Below are 19,020 nucleotides of genomic sequence, written 5' to 3' on the forward strand. Positions count from 1 at the left end.
CTGAGTCGTTCGTGCGGGGTACTTGGCTGAATCCTATTCGGACTCCCCCATTCCCTCTTTCTCCAGTTCCTTTTCGAGATATTCAATGAGCAACTCGGCTTTCTGGATTTCGGCTTTCCGCTCCAAAGCAAGACTCTGCTGCTTATAGGCATCCTTAAGATTCTTGACTGGGAATGAGACAAGAGCCCATACCCCACCCTCGGCATCTGTATAGATCTCTTCGATAACAGCACCGCGAAGAGAAATATCAACTATTTGTCTGGAGATATTCTCCATCATCTCTAAGCTCTGATTACCGCTGGTTCCAGAATCCTGAAAATAGTTAGTAAGGGCACCTTGCACTGTCGTACTGGCCCAACGAGCTACAGAATCCATCGCCAAAGCCTCTGCGCGCATCCGTGAATTCTGGGGATTGGATAATTTGCCGTACCCAACGGCATAAAAGGTCCTCCAGTTCGATGGGGGATTGGTCGTCCATGTAGGAGAACCGTCAGGATTCGTCGTTGCACATCCCCCAGCTAGGAAAACCAATACAACCAAAAGTATTATAAACGGTACGGTATAGCGTTTCATCTCATCCTCCTGTTTCATAACGACAATCCTACGCTATTTCTTGGGGGATTTCCACTATTCTTTCATAGGCGAGGATGGCTATACTACCTGTGTGAAAACTAATGCCATGAGAATTCTTTCAGATGCCGATATCCCCTTTGAAGTAATCACCTATGACGCGGATGGACAGCATATCGATGCCATGAGCGTGGCACACCAGGTCGGTCTCGATCCTCTGCAGGTATGCAAGACACTAGTCACATCTACAGAAAGCAATGCAATTTTTGTCTTCTGTGTTCCTGCCCCCTACGAAATTTCCCTTAAAAAGGCACGATCTGTGGTACAAGCTAAATCCTTGGAATTAGTCGATGTCAACAAATTGAGATCCCTTACCGGTTATATTCGTGGAGGAGTTTCTCCTTTGGGAATGATCCACACCTACCCACTGTATATCGAGGAGACCGTACAACTTCTGCCAAAGATCGCTATCAGTGCAGGAAAGAGGGGAATGCAACTTTTCTTGGATCCCAACGATCTCATACAGGTAGCAAACGGTGTTTGGGCAGACCTGATCTGACTGACGATTCCGCTATTAGTGGTAATAGTGCTTTACCAACTTGCCATTACCCATATAGACGGCTATGATAGCAGCCATGAAAGTCGTGATACTCGGTGCAGGCAAAAGGGGAACACTCTTAGCCCGTCACCTCATTCAGGAAAAGCGTGATGTCGTGATCATCGAATCGGATCCCAAACGGGCTAGTGAAGTTGAGGGAAAGCTCGACTGCATGGTCGTAGTGGGTTCGGGTACCGACCCCGCAACCCTGAGAAATGCCTCAATACTGGATTGTGATACGTTCATTGCAGTAACCGACAGCGATGAGGTAAACCTTGTAGCCTGCGGTATCGTTGAGAACATTAAAAGTGAAGTGAAGACCATTGCTGCCATACGGAATCTTACCTACACTGGCAAAGACGGTCTTCCTGCCACCGTCTTGGGAATAAACTACATCGTGAATCCGGAGGCTGAGACAGCTAAGAGCATCCACTCGATTATAGAACGGGGAATTTTCAGCGATGTAATCACCTTTAAAAGATCGAACCTAGTCCTCTACAATATCTATGTCACCGAAAAATCACGTTTCGCCAACCAGAATGTAGCGAATTGCCGCTCGACCGTTGGTACCGAATTCGTCATAACCGCTATCAATCGTGATGACGAAGGTATTGTCCCCTCAGGCAATACAGTGGTATTTCCAGGAGACACCCTCTCTATCGTGGCATTCGAGAGTGATCGTGAAGCATTGTTTAATCTCCTTGGACAGCATCGGGTAAAACCAAAGAAGATCGTAATCGTAGGTGGAAGTAAGATTGCACGTTTCCTCCTTCGCTCATTCGACCCCGTACAATTGCGTTCTATCGTACTGGTAGAGCAGGATGAACAGGTGGCAAACCATTTTGCTACCCTTTTTCCCACCCTTTTGGTAGTCAAGAGCGATATTACCGATGAGACGATATTCGACGATGAGCGGTTTTACAATTTTGATCTGCTGATCAGTCTTACCGACAACGATGAATTGAATATCATAACAGCCAGTTACGCAAAACGGGTCGGTGTGAACAATGCCATTGCCCTGATCAAGAACAACAACAATTATATTCGTCTTGCCCGCCATCTCGATATCGACTCAGTTATCAGTGTAAGTGAGGCAACTGTCGACTCCTTGTTGAAATATTTGCGTGGAGCCCATGTCTCCAGCGTTCATTCGCTGTTCAATGGACAATTCGAAATCTTCGAATTCCAGATCAGCAGCGATATGGCCGTAGCGGGAAAGAAGCTCAAGGAGATCAATATGCGTAACAGGGGTATTATCGCTGGCATTACGACCGAGAAAGGGGAAAATATCATCCCCACTGGAGCTTATCGCATAGAAATCGGCGATACACTCATTGTCTGCGCCGGACGAGAAAATCTCGGATTCGTGCAGAACATCTTCTCCTAGGGGAGTATTATGAACTGGAAACAGATCCTACGCCTTAGCGGAACTATGCAGAGCATCATTGGTCTCTTCATGCTTATTCCCACGATCCTCGCTATTGTCTATGGTGAATGGGAGGCCTTCAGGGCTTTCGTCGTCTCCCTTGCTATAATCATCATCTATGTCACCATTATTCTAACTCTAGGGCGGAACTGGAGAAAATCACGAGGCCTCAACGTACGGGATGTCTATCTCTTTGTGACCCTCACGTGGGTAGTTGCAAGCGCCCTTGGCGCAATTCCTCTCCACCTCACCGGGACAACGACCAATTATACGAGTGCATATATGGAGGTCATGAGTGGCTTCACCACCACTGGTCTGACCACCCTTGCCAATATTGAGGCTTCACCAAGATCAATTCTCTTCTGGCGGTCGTTGACCCACTGGCTGGGAGGGATGGGAATCGTAGTCCTTTTCGTAGCTCTTTTACCCCTGGTAGGTGTAGAGGGCTTCCAACTCTTCGGAGCGGAAGCGGTCGGCCCCACAAAAAGCAAGCTTACTCCCAAGATTAAGAATACAGCTCTTATCCTCTGGCTCATCTATGTTGGCATTACCGTATTAGAGACAGTCCTGCTGCTGTTCGGTGGATTAAGTCTCTATGATTCGCTGACTGTGACCTTCGGTTCGGTTGCGACAGGAGGTTTTGTCACCAAGAATGCCTCCATTGGTTACTACGCAAGTGCTTATGTCGATGTCGTAGTTACCATTTTCATGGTCATGGCAGGAGTTAACTTTTCTCTCTACTTCGCTCTTCTCCGTAAGAAATTCACGATGGTGTGGCGAGATACCGAACTGAAAGTATACTTAGCCATCTATTTCCTAGCTACCGTCGTAACAACGATAAGCCTCGTCACCCATGGTACCTACCAGGGTGTGGGAACTGCATTACGCTATGGAGCATTCCACACCGCCTCAATCATGACTACAACCGGCTTTGCTACCGCCGATTATGGTCTATGGCCAGTATTACCTCAGGCGATTATCCTTCTGCTCATGTTCATCGGTGGCTGTGCAGGTTCTACTGGTGGTGGTATGAAAGTCACCCGATTGATCACCATGTTCAAATTGGGACGACAGAATATTAGGAGCCTGCTCCATCCAAGAGGCTTGTTCACCATCCAGAATGAGTCGGAACGGATTCCATGGAAAACGGTAAATGCCATAGCTGGTTTCATCGCTATATACTTGGGTCTTGTCTTGGCCTCGACAATCGTGGTTGCATCGGCTGGATACGATCTTCTCAGTTCATTCGCAGCGGGGCTCATCTCGGTAGGAAATATCGGTCTCGGTCTGGAGGCAGTCGGACCTGCTGGTGTAGGATTCGGCCCCATGCCTTCCTATGTGAAGTGGTTCCTGTCGCTGATGATGCTAGCTGGAAGATTGGAAATCTATACAGTATTCTCCATATTCACCCGCACCTTCTGGCGCCGCTAGACTACCCGGTTGTTGAAGTAATTGCGGACTCTACGTACCGTGACATTCAATGTAAGGAAGATGAGCAGACAGACAGCTACAATGAATACGCTCGATGACCAAGATAGTAAACGCTGGCTTCCGATGGAACGGAGATGAAAGAAATCCCCAGCGACCACACCCCAACAGGCTCCAAGGATCACCGAGAGCACGATATCGGTCATCGACGGCTTACCGAATCGTATACGAAGAAAAAGAAAGGCGAAGGCGATCAACACGATGGCATAGGTGGGCAATGCTATGGTAAGTGACCACTGCAATACACCATTATCCAAGAAATCGATAGCCAGAAGAAACAGTGCGACTGCACTTGCAGATACGATAAACAGTCGACTACGAATCTTTTTCCCAAACATCCATGGCATGACACCAATGAGCCAATACAGGGCTACCGATAGATTAGCGTAGAGAGACCAATCTAGCCTACCGTTATCCTGATCTATGATGGTGAGCAAGACGATGGTAATGGCCACAAACCATGTGGTTATCTTGGTATAGGTAGCTTGTACAAACAGTAGTACGAGAATATAAGACCCGCCAAGGATTACCGAAGCAATCGGAAGCCAAGGTGAGAATGACGTTCCCAACGCGAATGCTGTAATCACCAGGGTAACCACAGCTATCCCCATGAAGGCTATGACGAGCTCTATGATCCCTTTCCTATTCTTATCCAAACGCTGGTAGTCGTATTTGGTGAGTTCACTCTCGGTTGTAGGGAACAATGGCTCCTGATGATTACCGATTACCTCGAGTGGTGCCACCACTTTTGTATGGCACAATGGGCACTCGGTGGTCCCCAATTCCAATTTGACTCCACATTTCACACAATATGCCATGGTATTACCTCAATAGTATCACTGTTCGAGGGATTTCCGATTCGTGGCGACTTCCACGGGAATCCCCTTCTCCACCAGAGCACGCAACACCTCCATCTCAAAGATGGTCTTATGGGTGTAGATGCTGGTGAAGTTCAATGTCAAAAATCCCTTCGCACCGATTGCAGCACAAGAGACTTTGTTCGTCTTGCTTGGTGAGAGATGGAAGTCGATCCTATCAACCACCTCTTTCATCCCCTCCGGTAGCGTAACGTTACCGATATTGCTTATGGTAGTACTGTAGGTATCGTCTCCATAGGTATCGCTGAAGAGCTTCATGAGGGGGTTCTTGAATACCAACGGGGCATACCGGATCACCGGATGCCGTCTACCTGCCACATTCCTCGCCACCTGTTTGCTCAGTGTCTTGTCGTTCACTTCGCTACGCATCTGATGCATGACCTGTTTCATTATCTCATCGAATTCGTAATGGCCGAGTCGGACATCGATTCCAACGACGATAAATAGCGTGAAATTCCGCAGTGACTTGGCTCCAAACACCTTCCTGATATTCACTGGCACTGAGACTCGGATAGGTTTGTATCGTCGTGGATTCTTTACCGTAGTCTCCTGTATCCTCTGCATCGCATCGATCAGATGGGCAACCAGATATTCGGTAATCGTTACCTGGTTTGCACTACTTACCCGTTTGAGATCCGCTATGGCTATGCGAGCTGAAATCACCTGAATATCGTCGGTCAACCGATCATCCACCGGCATATGGTAGGCTGATCCTTCAAACCCGAAAACCGCTTTCAGTGGTTTGTAAAAGCGTTCGAAACTGTCTTCGGCCTCTTCAGGTTTCACTGGTGTACCGGGAAGCAGAATCTGATCATCGGTTTCCACACTCAAGCCGCTTAGCTTCAGGTACTCGGCTACCAGTGATTTGAGGAAGACCAGAGCCCCAGTACCATCGGTGAGGGCATGGAAAAATTCTACCGCAATCCGGCTCTTCGTATAGCGCACTTTGAACAGGTATCTATTGGCGCCTCTCTTACGGTGGATATATCCACACGGATAGGGGGCATCGGGATATACCGCCAAAGGTCGCTTGTTGGGCAAGAAGTAGTACCAATAGAAACCCCGGTGCAATTCGACTGCAAAATAGGGAAAACGCTCGAGCACATGCTCCAAGGCTGTAAGCAGCCGTTCAGGATTGACCTCTACAGTAAGATCCATGGAGAGACGGAACGTATGGGTATTAAACCGAGCTACTGTCGGGGGGTATATAATGGCGGAGTTGTCCAAAGGCATCAGCTCTTCGCTGTGTGCAGAATTCCTCATGCCCATATCTTATTGGAATTCTTTAGTCTCGGCAATGTCTGACATCACTTTGTCATGTCATCCAGTCAAGAAGTCTCCCAATCTAGTGATCGCGCTGTGGAGTACGTTTATAGAAGGGGGTCTTCACCAATCGTGCCCTCTTACGTTTTCCATGGATATCGATCTCAACCTCATCGCCAAAGGATAGTCCACTATGGCGGTCTATGAGTACATAGCCACAAAAGATACCCAGCGTTGGGCTTTTTGTCCCACTAGTGACGAATCCCAGCTCATCTTCACCTCTATAGACTTTGTATCCGGTACGGGGAACGGCGGGGTCCACCATCTCAATGCCCCTGAGAGATCGGGGAACGCCCTTCAGATGTTGCTGCCCGAGAGCCTCTCTTCCGCAGAAATCCCCCTTATCGAATTTTACGAAGACTCCTAGATTGGCCTCCAAGGGGGTAATCTCATCCGATATCTCATTCCCATAGAGAGGCAATTTCGCCTCAAGGCGTAGCGTATCGCGGGAGCCCAAACCACAGGGAACAACACCCTCTGGAGCTCCCACTTCCAAAATATGGCGCCAAAGCGTGGTGGCGTGTTCATTATCGCAGTAGAGTTCAAAACCATCCTCACCGGTGTAACCATTGCGTGAGAGCATGCACCGGATACCTTCTATATGGACATCGCTCATGAAACGAAAAAACGGCAGCTGCGTACTTTCTGGTGCGATTTTCTCCATGACCTCTTGGGCAAGAGGGCCTTGCAAAGCTAACTGCGCAGTATGAGGCGAGAAATCGACGAACTGCACCTTCGTCATATCCTGGCTTTGGGAGCGGGGATTCCCAGTGGTCATCCAAGCCAAATCTTTTTCCGTGTTGGCGGCATTCATGACCACCCAATACTCGTCATCCGAGATACGATAGATGATCAGATCGTCTACCACCGTTCCGTTCGGATAGCACATCAGGGTATAGATTACCTGTCCGATCTCCATATTTGAAACGGAATTCGTCACCAGGTAATCGAGCAACTCGGTGGCTCCATCACCGCTTACCATACACCTGCCCATATGGGAGATATCGAAAAGGCCAGAGCGCTGTCTCACTGCATGGTGTTCTGCAATGATTCCGCCAGAGAAATGCAATGGCATCTCCCAGCCTCCAAAGTCGACCATCTTGATCCCTTCATAAGCCTTGTATTCATCGAACAGTACGGTATGACGCATGGTCTAATCCTCCCTTTACCATAGGTTCAGAGGATTGCGATGACTTCAATCTCGATCATCACATCCTTGGGGAGTCTGGCAACTTGGACGGCACTTCTGGCCGGTAACACCGCATCAGAGGGGAAATAGGAGGCATATATTCCGTTCATTGCGGCAAAGTCATTCATATCCTTAAGGAACACGGTAGCCTTTACCACTTTCGCCAGAGATGTACCCGCCTCTTGGAGCACTGCCTTGATATTCTTGAAGACCATATGGGTCTGTCCTTCGATCCCACCTTCGGCTATCTCACCAGTAGCGACATCCACGGGAAGCTGCCCCGATGTATATACCAAATCTCCAATCCTGACTGCCTGTGAATAGGGTCCTATCGCCGCAGGAGCAGCCTGTGATGTAATCTGTACCTTCTCCATATCAAAAACTCCTTATGCTCATCGTCCAATCGATTATAGCCCCAAACAGGGGCGAATGCAAAGAATTGTCGTAGAGGAAAAGGGATTTATCGCATCACCTGTCGTAACTTCTCCACCACCAGCTGAACCTTTTTGGCATCTTCATCGCCTTTCGGTTGGTACTCTGTAACGGCAGCGCCTACGATCGTGTACTGCTGGCCAAGTTCATCGATGGCATCAAGAAGATCTTGAAACCAGAACCCACCCGGAGAGGGACAAGCAACCGCATCGAAATCCATGGGATCGATTACATCCAGATCGAGATGGATGTAGAGATTCTTGTGTCCCCGCTTTGCGACAACATCGCCTAGCATATCGGAGCACTCGTGGCACATGGGGACATTGGGAATAGCGTGGTCGACGATATATTGGCGTTCGGCGTGGTCTAACTCCCGTAATCCGGTATAGATTACCTGACTCGGCTCCAGTGTACTCGGAAGTTTGCCGAGAATGCTCGGTACACCCTCACCCAAGAGAAGTCTCAACGGCATACCGTGGAATTTGTGACTTGGTGATGATTCAGGGGTATTCAGGTCGGCATGGGCATCGAGCCACAATACGGCTAAATCCCCATCGTAGACTTTGTTAAGGTAACTAATAGCAGCGACATCGCTCGAACAATCGCCACCAATCGTAAACAATCGGTTGGGTTTGGATTGCTCCAACATTCCCAAAGCTTGATCTATGTGGTCGGCTATCTCGTACTCGTACCAGACGCCCTCGTCTTTCTTTGTTACAGACTGTTCATGCACCTTCACAAATGCATCTACAGCCTTCTCTCCCATCATGCGCACTATTGCCTGTGCACCATGAAGTGGTCCTGTTCCTGCAGCCGCACCCTGCCATTGGGGGACGACCATGGTGTAAACCTGTGTCATCGAACTACCTCCATTCGGCTCATTCCAGTCTAGACTTTTTTCCTATTCCTGCAAAGGTCATAGCGGTATGATTCGATAAAAAGAGGACTATCGGTGTGGTTTCCGATAGCCCTGAAGGTGCCGTCCAAAATATGAGAAATTTACTTTACCAGAAGTTTCTGCTCCTCGTAAGCCTCAAGGGGATAGTGTTCCATGACATAGTCCATATCCTTGTCACCCCGTCCGGAGAGATTGATCAAGATAGTCTCATCGCTCTTCATCGAACCGGCTACCTTGAGCGCATAACCGAGGGCATGGGAACTTTCCAAAGCAGGAATGATCCCCTCCAAGCGACTGAGATCGTAGAAGGCTACCAAGGCATCGCGATCGGTGGCTACCACATATTCGACCCGCTTGATATCTTTTAGGTGGCAATGCTGTGGTCCAACTCCGGGATAGTCGAGTCCGCTGGCAATGGAATAGACTGGTAACGGTTCTCCCTCTTTATCCTGCAGTAGGTAGCAGCTGAAGCCGTGGATTGTTCCTGGCTTACCATAGGTCATGGTAGCTGCATTGTCTCCGGGAGCTGGGCCACGTCCACCAGGCTCGACTCCGTAGAGTTTCACTTCAGCATCATCGAGGAATCCACTGAAGATTCCAATCGCATTGGAACCACCACCTACACACGCCATGACGTAGTTTGGCAGGTTGCCGGTCATCTCGATAAACTGTTCTCTGGCTTCCCTTCCTACTACGCTCTGGAAATCGCGGACCATCATAGGAAATGGATGTGGCCCGACGACCGAACCAATGGCATACATCGTGGTCTCAGGATCGGCAAGGTAGGCTTCGAAGGCGGCATCGACTGCATCCTTGAGTGTCTTGGTGCCCCGGCTTACCGGAACTACGGTAGCTCCCAATACCTGCATGCGGCGAACGTTGGGATTCTGTTTCTCAACATCGATCTCACCCATATAGATATCGCACTCTAAGCCAAGCAAGGCGGCAGCCGTAGCAAGTGCCACACCGTGTTGTCCAGCTCCGGTCTCTGCGATTACTTTCTTCTTCCCCATTTTTTTGGCAAGCAGAACCTCACCGAGGCAGTGGTTTATCTTGTGGGCTCCGGTGTGGTTGAGATCCTCTCTCTTAAGGTAGATCTTGGCTCCACCGACTGCCTCTGAGAGCCGTTTTGCATAGTAGATGGGTGAGGGTCTTCCTGTGTAGGTCTGCTGCAGGTGGGTAAGTTCCTCAATAAAGGTGGGGTCTACTTTTATCTTCTGGTATGCTTCGGTGATCTCCTGCATCACACCCACGAGGTTGGGAGGAAGATAAGCCCCACCATACTTTCCGAAAAAGCCCTTTTCATCGGGTTGTTGTGTATTCAATGCCTGTTTATCTGTTATCTTTGCCATAATCTCGCTCCTTTAAGACGATATTCATCTGCGACTCAGGGTCCTTGAGGATCTTGGATCCCCGGGTAATCTTACAGAGGCTGATTCCCAAATCGTTGGCGATCTCCCTCTGCGTCTTTCCATCGTGAAGGTCCTTCATGAGTCGCCACCGGAGCGCGAAGTCATATTTTTCCCTCTGGGTGAAGATCTCCTCGAAGAGTCTTTGCATCTCTTCGTAGTTGTTCGTCTTCGTGAATATGTCGATCAGTTCATGTAGGTCGTCCATTATCTCCTCCATCGGGTATTGGTAAGCACGTTACTACAAGTAGAAACACTTGTCAATATGTCCCTGGGAAAAACTCCACTTCACCACGTTAGGTTGCGAAACTGCCCCCTTCCAGGCCGATTTGTGTGTTTCGTGTGTTTCGCTCTTCCACGTTACCCTGCATTCCAGGTATATTCTGGAGGCCTCGTTCAAAATGGGGTATATCCCCATTGCAAAAATTTGACAACCATACGACAATTGTGTCGCTTCGCGAATGAAAGGTATGCAAGCAAACTTTCGTTTCCTGCACTCGCTCGGTAATGGAACCATGGTAATGATTCCGCTACCCTCGTTTCGTTGGGGAATAACGTGCTGGGAGGGTACTTATGGCTGAAGAGATCCGTTTGAGTGATAAGACAAGAAAACTCGTCATTGCCATGCAAATTGGTGAAGAGACTGAAACCATCATCTATAGAAAAATCGCCAGATGGGTGAAGGACGAACATAACAAGAATGTGTTGCTGAGAATTTCCGCCGAGGAAAAACGCCACGCTGATATCTGGAAGAAATACACCAATACAGTGGTAAAACCGTCCCGCATGAAGATCCTCTTCTTCACGCTACTTGCGAGAATCCTAGGGTTTACTTTCGCACTCAAGCTCATGGAGCGTGGGGAAGCCGATGCCAGCGAACTCTATGGACAACTCGCTTCAGAAATCCCGGAGGCAAAGAAGATTGCCCTTGATGAAGACCGTCATGAGCAGGAGCTAATAGCTCTCCTAGATGAAGAGCGACTGCAGTATGTAGGATCCATGGTACTGGGACTCAGCGATGCCTTGGTAGAACTATCGGGAACACTGGCTGGTTTAACCTTTGCCATGCAAAATACCCGTCTTATTGCCCTATCGGGACTCATAACCGGCATATCGGCTACTCTCTCTATGGCCAGTAGCGAATATCTCTCATCAAGAAGCGAGGGAGGGAGTAATGCGCTCAAATCGGGACTCTATACCGGAGTGGTCTACCTGGCAACGGTAGCCTTTCTTGTGCTTCCATACCTCTTGCTACCGAATGAGAGCTTCATGGTCGCATTGGCGATTATGCTCGGTACCGTGGTGATCATCATTTTGGCATTCACCTACTACATTTCGGTAGCCAAGGATGTCCCATTCTTCAAGAGATTCGCTGAGATGGCAATTATCAGTCTATCGGTCGCAGGTCTCTCATTCGTTATCGGAATTATTGTGAAGGCAACCCTTGGTATCGAGATATGATTATCCGACTCCTCCGAGAATGAAAGCTATGTAGGCAAGCTTTCGTTGCCTGCACTCGCTCGGGAAAGGGACCTTTTCATGGACCATCTCCTCTCGCTTCGTTTGGCAATGCAGGCAATTATCGCACTGAAAGCCCCTTGCGTGTTTTGTCGGTATAGCCGATCACTGCAGCTTCGATTCCCTTTTTATACAATGCTGCCAGGATGGCGGAGGCTGACTCTCGCGGCACCGCTGCAAGGAGTCCTCCCGATGTCTGGGGGTCGAACAGTACGTAGCGCATTGCATCCTCCAACTGTGCATACCCATCTACGAAACGAGAACGGAATTCGATATTCGTGTAGGCTCCAGCTGGGATGAGCCCCATATCGGCGTACTCGGCTACTTTGGGAAAAAGCGGAACCTTGTCGACCTCTATGACGGCACCGACCGGGTTGTCGGATGCCATTTCGCAGGCATGTCCGAGTAGCCCGAAGCCGGTGACATCGGTACATGCCGAGACGGGAAATTGCGATAGGACCTCGGCTGCATGCTTATTGAGGCGCATCATAGACTCAAGCGCCAGACGCTCCTCTTCATCGGAAGCAATGGCAGCACGGGCGGCAGTATTCACCAGTCCTACCCCGACAGGCTTGGTAAGTATGAGAACATCACCATCATGCCATGTGTTGTTCTGTAATACACGATCGGGGTGGATCGTACCATTTACCGAGAGACCAAATTTCACCTCGCTATCGCGAACGCTATGGCCTCCGACCAGTGCGGTACCCGATTCCACAAGCGCATCCATCGCGCCTTCCATGATCTTTCTCAGATAACTGATATCCAAAATCTCTTCGGGAAAGCACACCACACTTACAGCGCTCACAGGAGTCGCCCCCATCGCATAGATATCGCTGAGGGCATTGGCAGCAGCTATTCGTCCGAATGTCCATGGGTCGTCACACACGGGTGGAAAAAAATCGATCGTCTGTACCAGTGCGATTGTATCGGTGAGGCGATATACACCACAATCCTCTGCATGGGAGAAGTCGCTGATCAGGTTCGGATACTTTGGTTGGGTAAGACCACAGAGGGCTTTATCGAGTAGCCCAGGACCCAGCTTGGCACCACAGCCTGCAAATCGGGAAAATTGGGTCAATTTGATCTCATCAACCATAGAGTTCCTCCTTCACTACGGCAACGGTCTTCTCAATATCTTCTTGAGTAGTCGCATATCCGACCGAAAATCTGATTGCTCCACCATGCTCTACAGTCTGTAAATGCCGGTGTGCCCAAGGAGCACAGTGAAATCCAGAGCGGACAGCAATATCTTTTCCATAGAGAGCTCTCGATAGTTCCCCTATGGTTCCCTCCCGTACGGTGACCGAAATAACTCCAAGGCTCTCTTTATCGCTTGTGAGCATCCGTAGTCGGTCAAAACCGATGAGAAACTCCCACAGGGATCGGGCGGTCTGCTGTCGTTTTTTGGCGATTTCATCGAAATGCTTTCTCACATATACCAATGAAGCATTCGCTCCAGCAATCGCATGGATCGCCGGTGTTCCGCTCTCATATTTGTCGGGAAGGAAATCGGGTTGCACCTCACTGTCGGAGTGGCTACCCGTCCCCCCGAACCATAATGGTTGGGGAGAGAAGTCTCCATAGAGTGCCATCACCCCTACGCCAGAGGGACCGAGCAATCCTTTGTGTAATGAGAAACAAAGCGCTCCAGAGGCACCATGGGGAAAGGCGGGAAACGGTAATTCTCCGATAGCCTGAGAAGCGTCGATAACGAAGGGCACACTAAAGTCGACACAAGCTGCTACCATTTCATACACCGGATTGATCGCTCCGGTGATATTGTTTGCTGCCGTAAATACTGCCAAATCGAATGAGAATTTTCTCAGCTGCGTTCGAAAATCCTCAAGATTGACCATTCCGAATCGGTCGCATTCGGCAAACTGTAACTTCACTCCCTGCCGAGATAATCGATACAGTGGTCTTGCAACAGCATTATGTTCCACTGGTGTGGTCAAAACGGTATTTCCAGGCATTAGAGTTCCTAGGAGGGCAACATTTAGAGCCTCTGTTGCATTGCGGGTGAAAATGGTCTTCTCTAGCTCAGTCGGTGGCATGACAGATTGTAAAAGACTCCTACAGTCGTACAACACATTGGCGGCGGCCATAGCGGGTGCATGGGCTGATCGCCCGACATTTCCGACGGGTTCGTCTATACTCCTTGCGATAGCATGCGCTACTGTAGGGGCTTTAGGCCAACTGGTAGCAGCATTATCGAGATAGATCATACGAACAACCTATTGGCATGAAAACTATCGATTGCCTCGAGTACGGCACCACCGAGGGCGAGTGCTTTATCACTTACACTCTTGCAGTGTTCAGGATTTCCCCTTGGGTCAATATCGGCAATTTTGAATCCCTTGGGAACCTCCAGTCCCGTATGTAGCAGTCCTCTGAGTACACCATCGAGTGTCGCATATACCGGCTCTTCGTCTACTTTTGCTAATACATCGCCTTTTTTCACGATGCTACCGATGGCGAGGTCACTGGTGAATAAGCCTTCTGCGGGGGAGTGGATTACCCGTTCAACCCCGTATCCATTGATGATTCCCGGCACACCACTGTTCTCTTGTGCACTTCCTTCGAGAATAAGCTGTCCCAAATAGTGCCCTCGCTTTGTCTCCACGACTACATGGCAATCGGTGGGAGCACTAAATCCTGGGCCGAGTGCGATCACAAGGGGAGCCATATCGACTGTCGTTCCTAGATTTTTCTTTGCTATAATGGCATCGACTACCACAGCTGGTCGTAATGAGGCGATTGCTTTTCCCTCTGGGTCTATCATCAATGCCACTTCATTGGCATCCATGATCGATTTCGCTTGTCTATCACTTTCAGCCAATCGACACACCACACCATCGACAACAACACGCTTTTGGTAGACTGCCTCGCTAAAGGCTACTGTCCTGCGGATTGTAGTTGGTTGTCGGGTCTCCAAGGCTAGCACCCGGTAACCTGCCCTATGCAGTCGACAGGCAACTCCCGTAGCCAAGTCCCCTGCCCCTCGGATGATCACCAGATTCTCGGCCTTCCTACTCAGCGGTTTTCCGTCGGTGTGGTTTAGCACCATCATCAACTCAGCCACTACGCCTACAGCAATCTGCTGGGGTGTCTCGGACCCGATATCGAGTCCTATGGGACTGTAGAACCGTTTCAAGTAGGTCTCATCAATGGCTTTTTCTTCACGCAGATATCGCCTAAAACCATTTACCTTGGTCCTGCTTCCTAACATACCAATGTAGCATGCTGGCGATGTAATTACCCGTTCGAGGACCTGCTTGTCTAAGTTGTGGGTTGCTATGATGATCGCAGTCTCACCATCAATGGACAAATCACTTAAAGCGTCGTCGACTGTCTCTCCTACATGGAAGGCGCTCACCCAGGGAAACCGCTGTTGTGTGGCAAATTCTGCTCTCGTTTCTACCAATTCTATGTAAAATGAGCTGGCAGCTGCCAATCGGGCAATTTCGAGATTCACATGTCCTCCTCCTATCAATACCAGTCGGTAAGCAGGGGGGATCGTCTCAATGAACAACTCAACTGCACCTCCGCAGTTATGGCCCTCTGCGACTGTCAAGGACATATCCATGGTCTCGTTCCTACGCTCTGCGATGCATCTGCGTGCCCGATTTATGGCCTCAAATTCTGAAGCCCCTCCACCCACGGTACCGTAGGTGGTTCCATCGGGAAGGACGATCATCTTCGCTTGGCTTCTGGGTGTGGATCCCTCGCTTTTGGTTATGGTCACCATAGCGAATGCCTGATTCTTCTTCTCCAACTCTGCCGCTTTTTCGAACAAATTCACCCTATTCTCCTTTCTGGATCCTCAAGATCCACCTTGCTACCATCATAGAGGATAGTACCCTCATGCCACGAGAAGACAGTCATTGAGAACGTGTGATCTTCCCCATTTCCATTCATGGTATTAACGATATTCCTAGCTCTATCTTCTTTTATAGTATCGCATTGGTTAAAACAGATCAGAACTGGTATATGCGAACACCCCTTCAAGATTCCTTCTGGATGATCGGCGAGGATCCGGTAGGTTTTCTCGGATACCGTTTCCGAACTGTCTTTGGTAAGCTGCCGATACCGGTCGGACAAATACATCACCTGCTCGTCCAACTTGCTATCGATAGCTCCAAGGCCCACCAGAGCCAAGACCACATGAGTATTTGCGAGTATCACCGGATCACGTTGAGCATGCATTTTCAAAGGAAGTCCTCTTGCGCCATCGGCTTCTATGAGGATGCGGTCGAAATCTCTGATAGTACGGTGCAGCGACTGCTCTTCGACCGATGTAATCTTAGGATACTCGTCCACTCCATACAGGGTAACTGCTCCACTTCGGGACGTAATCGATCGGTTGTCTCCCTTCTTAACCAGATGATAATGATCAAACGGATAGTGGTGTCTGTCTGGATGGGCCATTTTTGTGGTGGTAGTCACGAGCACCCGCTTACCTTGCCCTGCCCAGTAGCGGGAAAGTTGTTCTATGGTAGTGGTCTTTCCTCCGCTTCCGGTCACACTGACAATCCAAGGTCCATCTTGGGGACAATGTCGTGCGATGCACGCATCGAGCATGCATGCTATAGGATTGGGTTCTACTGCTACAATGGCCATAGGCCGAGTCTACCACTGTCCCATTATGCAGTCAATAATATAACGGCAGAGTCACATAAAGCAGGTCAATACTTTTTAGGGTTATACCCATAAAAACTTTTTCATTGGTACACTGATATCGCTTTCGGCGCTATACTATGCTCATTGGAGGAAAGCTCTATGCGATACCTAGAATTGAAACAAGCGGCACATCAGATTTCCAAGATAGCTATCGGCACTACCTATTTCGGCACCGAAATTGATGACAAGCTTTCACTGCGCATGCTCGATGTATTCGCGGAACTCGGTGGTACGACCATAGATACCGCTAGGATGTATGGGCAGGAGTATCCCGGTGGTCCAAGTGCGAGTGAGACTATTATCGGAAAGTGGCTTCGCTCGAATGGTATGCGGGAGAATATGGCTTTGGTGACTAAAGGGCTCCACCCGACGCCCCAGGGGGAAAGCAGATTCACGCATAAGGCACTGCTGGTAGATATCCAACGAAGTCAGGATGAACTTCAGACAGACTATTTCGATATCTGGTTCCTCCATCGGGACGATCCGTCCATTCCGATTCAGGAGATCATGGAGATGATCGATCCCTTGGTCCAATCGAAGACAGTCGGCGCTTTGGGAGCCTCCAATTGGTCTATTGAAAGGATCGCGGAGGCCAATACCTATGCACTCGACCATGGACTTTCCCCCTTCTCTATCAGTGAAATCCAATGGAGCCTAGCCGAATCGACTCCACAACGGATGGGAGATGAGACTATGGTATGTATGGATGATAGAAGTCTCCAATGGTACCGTGACGCCCAGATGCCGGTACTGGCATTCTCTTCCCAGGGTAAAGGGTTTTTCAGCAAACTCATTGAACATGGGATCGATGGATTGAGCGAAAAGAGTCGCAATCGGTTCCTTTCTCAAAAGAATATTGCTAGAGCAGAGCGGGTAAAGATAATTTCATCAGAGGAGCAGGTAAGTCCTGCTGCGGTAACTGTTGCCTATATCGTCAATGAAAGTCCCTCATCGGTAGCCATCGTAGGCTGTTCCAGCGTGGAACAGTTGAAGGACTCCCTAAGTGGTGCAGATCTGGTATTGGATCGCAATCGACTCGATTTCCTTTTAGGGAGGTAGGCTATGCAGAGGGAGATCACCCATCGTCAGGATTTACTCGATGAAAAGGGTCGTATCATTGAGGAGGGATGGGCACGACGTCCTTTCTGGCGCTATGACCGAAAGAAGATCAGATCTGGAGCACTAAGAATAAAGGAGTGGGACTATTATGCAATCATGTCCCATGAACACCAGATTTGTCTCACTGTTACCTGCAGTGACTTGGGCTTCGCTGGTTTGTTCGCCATTGCTCTTATCGATATGAAGAAGAAAGAGGTCTCACAAGTAGATACGATAAAACCACTGACTTTGGGAAAATTGGGGCTTCCGAACCATTCTGGAGACCATAATATTGCATTCTCCAACAAGACTCTCCGTATAGCCTATAGCAGGCGGGAGGAGAGGCGGAGAATCCTCTTCGCGGCACCGGATATCCTCCTACCCGACGGAAGGAGGGGAATCGATGTAGATCTGACTTTGGTCCAACCTCCCCAATTGGAGAGCTTGAATATCGCTACCAGCTGGGAGAAGAAGCGTACCGCATTCTACCTGAATGAGAAAATAAACTGCCTTGCAGCAAGTGGGACTGTCCGTTTCGGCAATGACTCGATAGCGCTCCAACCCCATGAGGCCTTTGGTGTACTCGACTGGGGAAGGGGCCCCTGGACCTATACAAACCGTTGGTATTGGGCATCGGCATCGGGAAGATTAGAGGATTGCAACTTCGGTCTCAATCTAGGCTATGGTTTCACCGACCGCTCTCCGGCGAGCGAGAATGCGATCATTTTCGACAACCATATCCATAAACTTGAGGAGGTCACCTTCCACATCCCAGAAAATGATTATCTCAAGAAGTGGACCATAACCAGTAGCGATGGCAGATGTGAACTCGAATTCACACCGGCAGCTGACCGACAATCCCATATCAATCTCCTTCTGGTAAAGTCGGTCCAGCACCAGGTTTTTGGGACCTTCAGCGGAACAGTGGTTCTCGATGATGGGACGGCACTACAGGTCGACAGCCTCCCCGGATTTGCAGAGGATGTGTACAACCGTTACTGAATCGCACCCACCCTCTTGATCTTTCCCTGACTTTCTATCTCCAGAATAACCGATTTCTCATCGGCTAAGCTTTGCATCCGTTCTATCCGTGTCTCAATGGCACGGGGAGAGCAGTGGTACATCTTAGCGAGATTGCTGATCGATGTTCCCTTGCACCATTCGAATAGCAAATCCATCTCATCTATCTCCAACTGCTGTAAATGCCAGTTCCTAGTAAAATAGGTTTCACTGAAGGTTTTTCCGCATGTAGAACATCGATAACGCTTCAGTTGCCGTTCGGGATTCGCTGTACTGGTGTAGTAGCCATGGGGACGATACCAACGCTTCTTGGCAGCGAATTCGGGGATGTGATACCGACAATCGGGATTGGGACAAACTTTGATCACTTGGTCTTTCATTCTAGACGACCTCCTTGTCTCACATACGGCAATTAAATCGATTCTGCTTCATACGGTTGAATAAATGCTAACTATCGTATAGAGTTAGCCACGTATCCCGCCGCTTTGTC

At 49.3% G+C, this 19,020-nt stretch carries 19 protein-coding genes; 6 read left to right on the top strand and 13 right to left on the bottom strand.

Features of this window, described 5'->3' with window-relative positions:
• Positions 1–33: 33 nt before the first annotated feature.
• A complete protein-coding gene (locus tag ACODJP_RS06160; RefSeq protein ID WP_422479571.1) occupies positions 34–573 on the bottom strand; it encodes a hypothetical protein in 540 nt (179 codons plus the stop codon).
• 91 nt (positions 574–664) lie between these two features.
• Here ACODJP_RS06160 and ybaK point away from each other — a divergent pair, with 91 nt between their 5' ends.
• The 3 genes from ybaK to ACODJP_RS06175 all read left to right on the top strand — a co-directional run bounded on the left by ybaK (position 665) and on the right by ACODJP_RS06175 (position 4,025).
• Positions 665–1,129 (top strand): Cys-tRNA(Pro) deacylase, encoded by a 465-nt coding sequence (gene ybaK, locus ACODJP_RS06165; protein WP_422479573.1) that lies wholly within the window; start codon positions 665–667, stop codon positions 1,127–1,129.
• Positions 1,130–1,205: 76 nt separating this feature from the next.
• On the top strand, positions 1,206–2,555 hold the full coding sequence (trkA, locus tag ACODJP_RS06170) for a Trk system potassium transporter TrkA (protein ID WP_422479575.1): 1,350 nt from the start codon (positions 1,206–1,208) through the stop codon (positions 2,553–2,555).
• 9 nt (positions 2,556–2,564) lie between these two features.
• On the top strand, positions 2,565–4,025 hold the full coding sequence (locus ACODJP_RS06175) for a TrkH family potassium uptake protein (RefSeq protein ID WP_422479577.1): 1,461 nt from the start codon (positions 2,565–2,567) through the stop codon (positions 4,023–4,025).
• Here ACODJP_RS06175 and ACODJP_RS06180 read toward each other — a convergent pair.
• From ACODJP_RS06180 to ACODJP_RS06210, 7 genes are all read right to left on the bottom strand, one after another.
• Entirely contained in the window at positions 4,022–4,900 is an 879-nt protein-coding gene (locus tag ACODJP_RS06180) for a hypothetical protein (RefSeq protein ID WP_422479579.1), read from the bottom strand. The genes ACODJP_RS06175 and ACODJP_RS06180 overlap by 4 nt on opposite strands.
• Before the next feature lie 18 nt (positions 4,901–4,918).
• A complete protein-coding gene (locus ACODJP_RS06185) occupies positions 4,919–6,223 on the bottom strand; it encodes a hypothetical protein (protein WP_422479581.1) in 1,305 nt (434 codons plus the stop codon).
• Between the two features lie 82 nt (positions 6,224–6,305).
• Complete coding sequence (gene gcvT, locus ACODJP_RS06190) at positions 6,306–7,433, bottom strand: glycine cleavage system aminomethyltransferase GcvT (protein ID WP_422479583.1); 1,128 nt, start codon at positions 7,431–7,433, stop codon at positions 6,306–6,308.
• A 26-nt stretch (positions 7,434–7,459) separates the two neighbouring features.
• Entirely contained in the window at positions 7,460–7,846 is a 387-nt protein-coding gene (locus tag ACODJP_RS06195; protein WP_422479585.1) for a RidA family protein, read from the bottom strand.
• Between the two features lie 86 nt (positions 7,847–7,932).
• Positions 7,933–8,763, bottom strand: a complete 831-nt coding sequence (locus ACODJP_RS06200) for an arginase family protein (protein ID WP_422479587.1) — start codon at positions 8,761–8,763, stop codon at positions 7,933–7,935.
• A gap of 140 nt (positions 8,764–8,903) precedes the next feature.
• Positions 8,904–10,154 (bottom strand): tryptophan synthase subunit beta, encoded by a 1,251-nt coding sequence (trpB, locus tag ACODJP_RS06205; RefSeq protein WP_422479589.1) that lies wholly within the window; start codon positions 10,152–10,154, stop codon positions 8,904–8,906.
• Positions 10,135–10,419, bottom strand: a complete 285-nt coding sequence (locus ACODJP_RS06210) for a Trp family transcriptional regulator (RefSeq protein ID WP_422479591.1) — start codon at positions 10,417–10,419, stop codon at positions 10,135–10,137. Before ACODJP_RS06210 ends, trpB begins: the two co-directional genes overlap by 20 nt.
• 365 nt (positions 10,420–10,784) lie before the next feature.
• On the opposite strand from ACODJP_RS06210, the gene ACODJP_RS06215 reads away from it, so the two are divergent.
• Positions 10,785–11,672, top strand: a complete 888-nt coding sequence (locus ACODJP_RS06215; RefSeq protein ID WP_422479593.1) for a VIT1/CCC1 transporter family protein — start codon at positions 10,785–10,787, stop codon at positions 11,670–11,672.
• 118 nt (positions 11,673–11,790) lie between these two features.
• On the opposite strand, the gene selD is transcribed toward ACODJP_RS06215, so the two are convergent.
• The 4 genes from selD to yqeC are packed head-to-tail and all read right to left on the bottom strand — an operon-like array spanning position 11,791 to position 16,352.
• Positions 11,791–12,828: a selenide, water dikinase SelD gene (selD, locus tag ACODJP_RS06220; protein ID WP_422479595.1), complete on the bottom strand. Its 1,038-nt coding sequence runs from the start codon at positions 12,826–12,828 to the stop codon at positions 11,791–11,793.
• A complete protein-coding gene (locus tag ACODJP_RS06225; protein ID WP_422479597.1) occupies positions 12,821–13,957 on the bottom strand; it encodes an aminotransferase class V-fold PLP-dependent enzyme in 1,137 nt (378 codons plus the stop codon). Before ACODJP_RS06225 ends, selD begins: the two co-directional genes overlap by 8 nt.
• Complete coding sequence (gene yqeB / locus ACODJP_RS06230; protein ID WP_422479599.1) at positions 13,954–15,534, bottom strand: selenium-dependent molybdenum cofactor biosynthesis protein YqeB; 1,581 nt, start codon at positions 15,532–15,534, stop codon at positions 13,954–13,956. Before yqeB ends, ACODJP_RS06225 begins: the two co-directional genes overlap by 4 nt.
• Positions 15,531–16,352, bottom strand: coding sequence for a selenium cofactor biosynthesis protein YqeC (gene yqeC, locus ACODJP_RS06235; protein ID WP_422479601.1), 822 nt, complete (start codon positions 16,350–16,352; stop codon positions 15,531–15,533). Before yqeC ends, yqeB begins: the two co-directional genes overlap by 4 nt.
• A gap of 159 nt (positions 16,353–16,511) precedes the next feature.
• On the opposite strand from yqeC, the gene ACODJP_RS06240 reads away from it, so the two are divergent.
• Together ACODJP_RS06240 and ACODJP_RS06245 are read left to right on the top strand one after the other, a co-directional pair.
• Complete coding sequence (locus ACODJP_RS06240; protein ID WP_422479603.1) at positions 16,512–17,471, top strand: aldo/keto reductase; 960 nt, start codon at positions 16,512–16,514, stop codon at positions 17,469–17,471.
• A gap of 3 nt (positions 17,472–17,474) precedes the next feature.
• Positions 17,475–18,512: a DUF2804 domain-containing protein gene (locus tag ACODJP_RS06245; RefSeq protein WP_422479605.1), complete on the top strand. Its 1,038-nt coding sequence runs from the start codon at positions 17,475–17,477 to the stop codon at positions 18,510–18,512.
• On the opposite strand, the gene ACODJP_RS06250 is transcribed toward ACODJP_RS06245, so the two are convergent.
• Positions 18,506–18,910 (bottom strand): hypothetical protein, encoded by a 405-nt coding sequence (locus tag ACODJP_RS06250; RefSeq protein WP_422479607.1) that lies wholly within the window; start codon positions 18,908–18,910, stop codon positions 18,506–18,508. The two genes, ACODJP_RS06245 and ACODJP_RS06250, sit on opposite strands and share 7 nt — an antisense overlap.
• Between the last annotated feature and the right edge of the window lie 110 nt (positions 18,911–19,020).

It is taken from the genome of Pleomorphochaeta sp. DL1XJH-081 (genome assembly GCF_049310885.1).
Taxonomy (GTDB): Bacteria; Spirochaetota; Spirochaetia; order Sphaerochaetales; family Sphaerochaetaceae; genus CAYZJV01.

Coding starts and splice junctions, on each gene's coding strand:
- ACODJP_RS06160 (WP_422479571.1), bottom strand. CDS start 573: ATGAAACGCTATACCGTACCGTTTATAATACTTTTGGTTGTATTGGTT.
- trkA (WP_422479575.1), top strand. CDS start 1,206: ATGAAAGTCGTGATACTCGGTGCAGGCAAAAGGGGAACACTCTTAGCC.
- ACODJP_RS06175 (WP_422479577.1), top strand. CDS start 2,565: ATGAACTGGAAACAGATCCTACGCCTTAGCGGAACTATGCAGAGCATC.
- ACODJP_RS06180 (WP_422479579.1), bottom strand. CDS start 4,900: ATGGCATATTGTGTGAAATGTGGAGTCAAATTGGAATTGGGGACCACC.
- ACODJP_RS06185 (WP_422479581.1), bottom strand. CDS start 6,223: ATGAGGAATTCTGCACACAGCGAAGAGCTGATGCCTTTGGACAACTCC.
- gcvT (WP_422479583.1), bottom strand. CDS start 7,433: ATGCGTCATACCGTACTGTTCGATGAATACAAGGCTTATGAAGGGATC.
- ACODJP_RS06195 (WP_422479585.1), bottom strand. CDS start 7,846: ATGGAGAAGGTACAGATTACATCACAGGCTGCTCCTGCGGCGATAGGA.
- ACODJP_RS06200 (WP_422479587.1), bottom strand. CDS start 8,763: ATGACACAGGTTTACACCATGGTCGTCCCCCAATGGCAGGGTGCGGCT.
- trpB (WP_422479589.1), bottom strand. CDS start 10,154: ATGGCAAAGATAACAGATAAACAGGCATTGAATACACAACAACCCGAT.
- ACODJP_RS06210 (WP_422479591.1), bottom strand. CDS start 10,419: ATGGACGACCTACATGAACTGATCGACATATTCACGAAGACGAACAAC.
- ACODJP_RS06215 (WP_422479593.1), top strand. CDS start 10,785: ATGGCTGAAGAGATCCGTTTGAGTGATAAGACAAGAAAACTCGTCATT.
- selD (WP_422479595.1), bottom strand. CDS start 12,828: ATGGTTGATGAGATCAAATTGACCCAATTTTCCCGATTTGCAGGCTGT.
- ACODJP_RS06225 (WP_422479597.1), bottom strand. CDS start 13,957: ATGATCTATCTCGATAATGCTGCTACCAGTTGGCCTAAAGCCCCTACA.
- yqeC (WP_422479601.1), bottom strand. CDS start 16,352: ATGGCCATTGTAGCAGTAGAACCCAATCCTATAGCATGCATGCTCGAT.
- ACODJP_RS06240 (WP_422479603.1), top strand. CDS start 16,512: ATGCGATACCTAGAATTGAAACAAGCGGCACATCAGATTTCCAAGATA.
- ACODJP_RS06245 (WP_422479605.1), top strand. CDS start 17,475: ATGCAGAGGGAGATCACCCATCGTCAGGATTTACTCGATGAAAAGGGT.
- ACODJP_RS06250 (WP_422479607.1), bottom strand. CDS start 18,910: ATGAAAGACCAAGTGATCAAAGTTTGTCCCAATCCCGATTGTCGGTAT.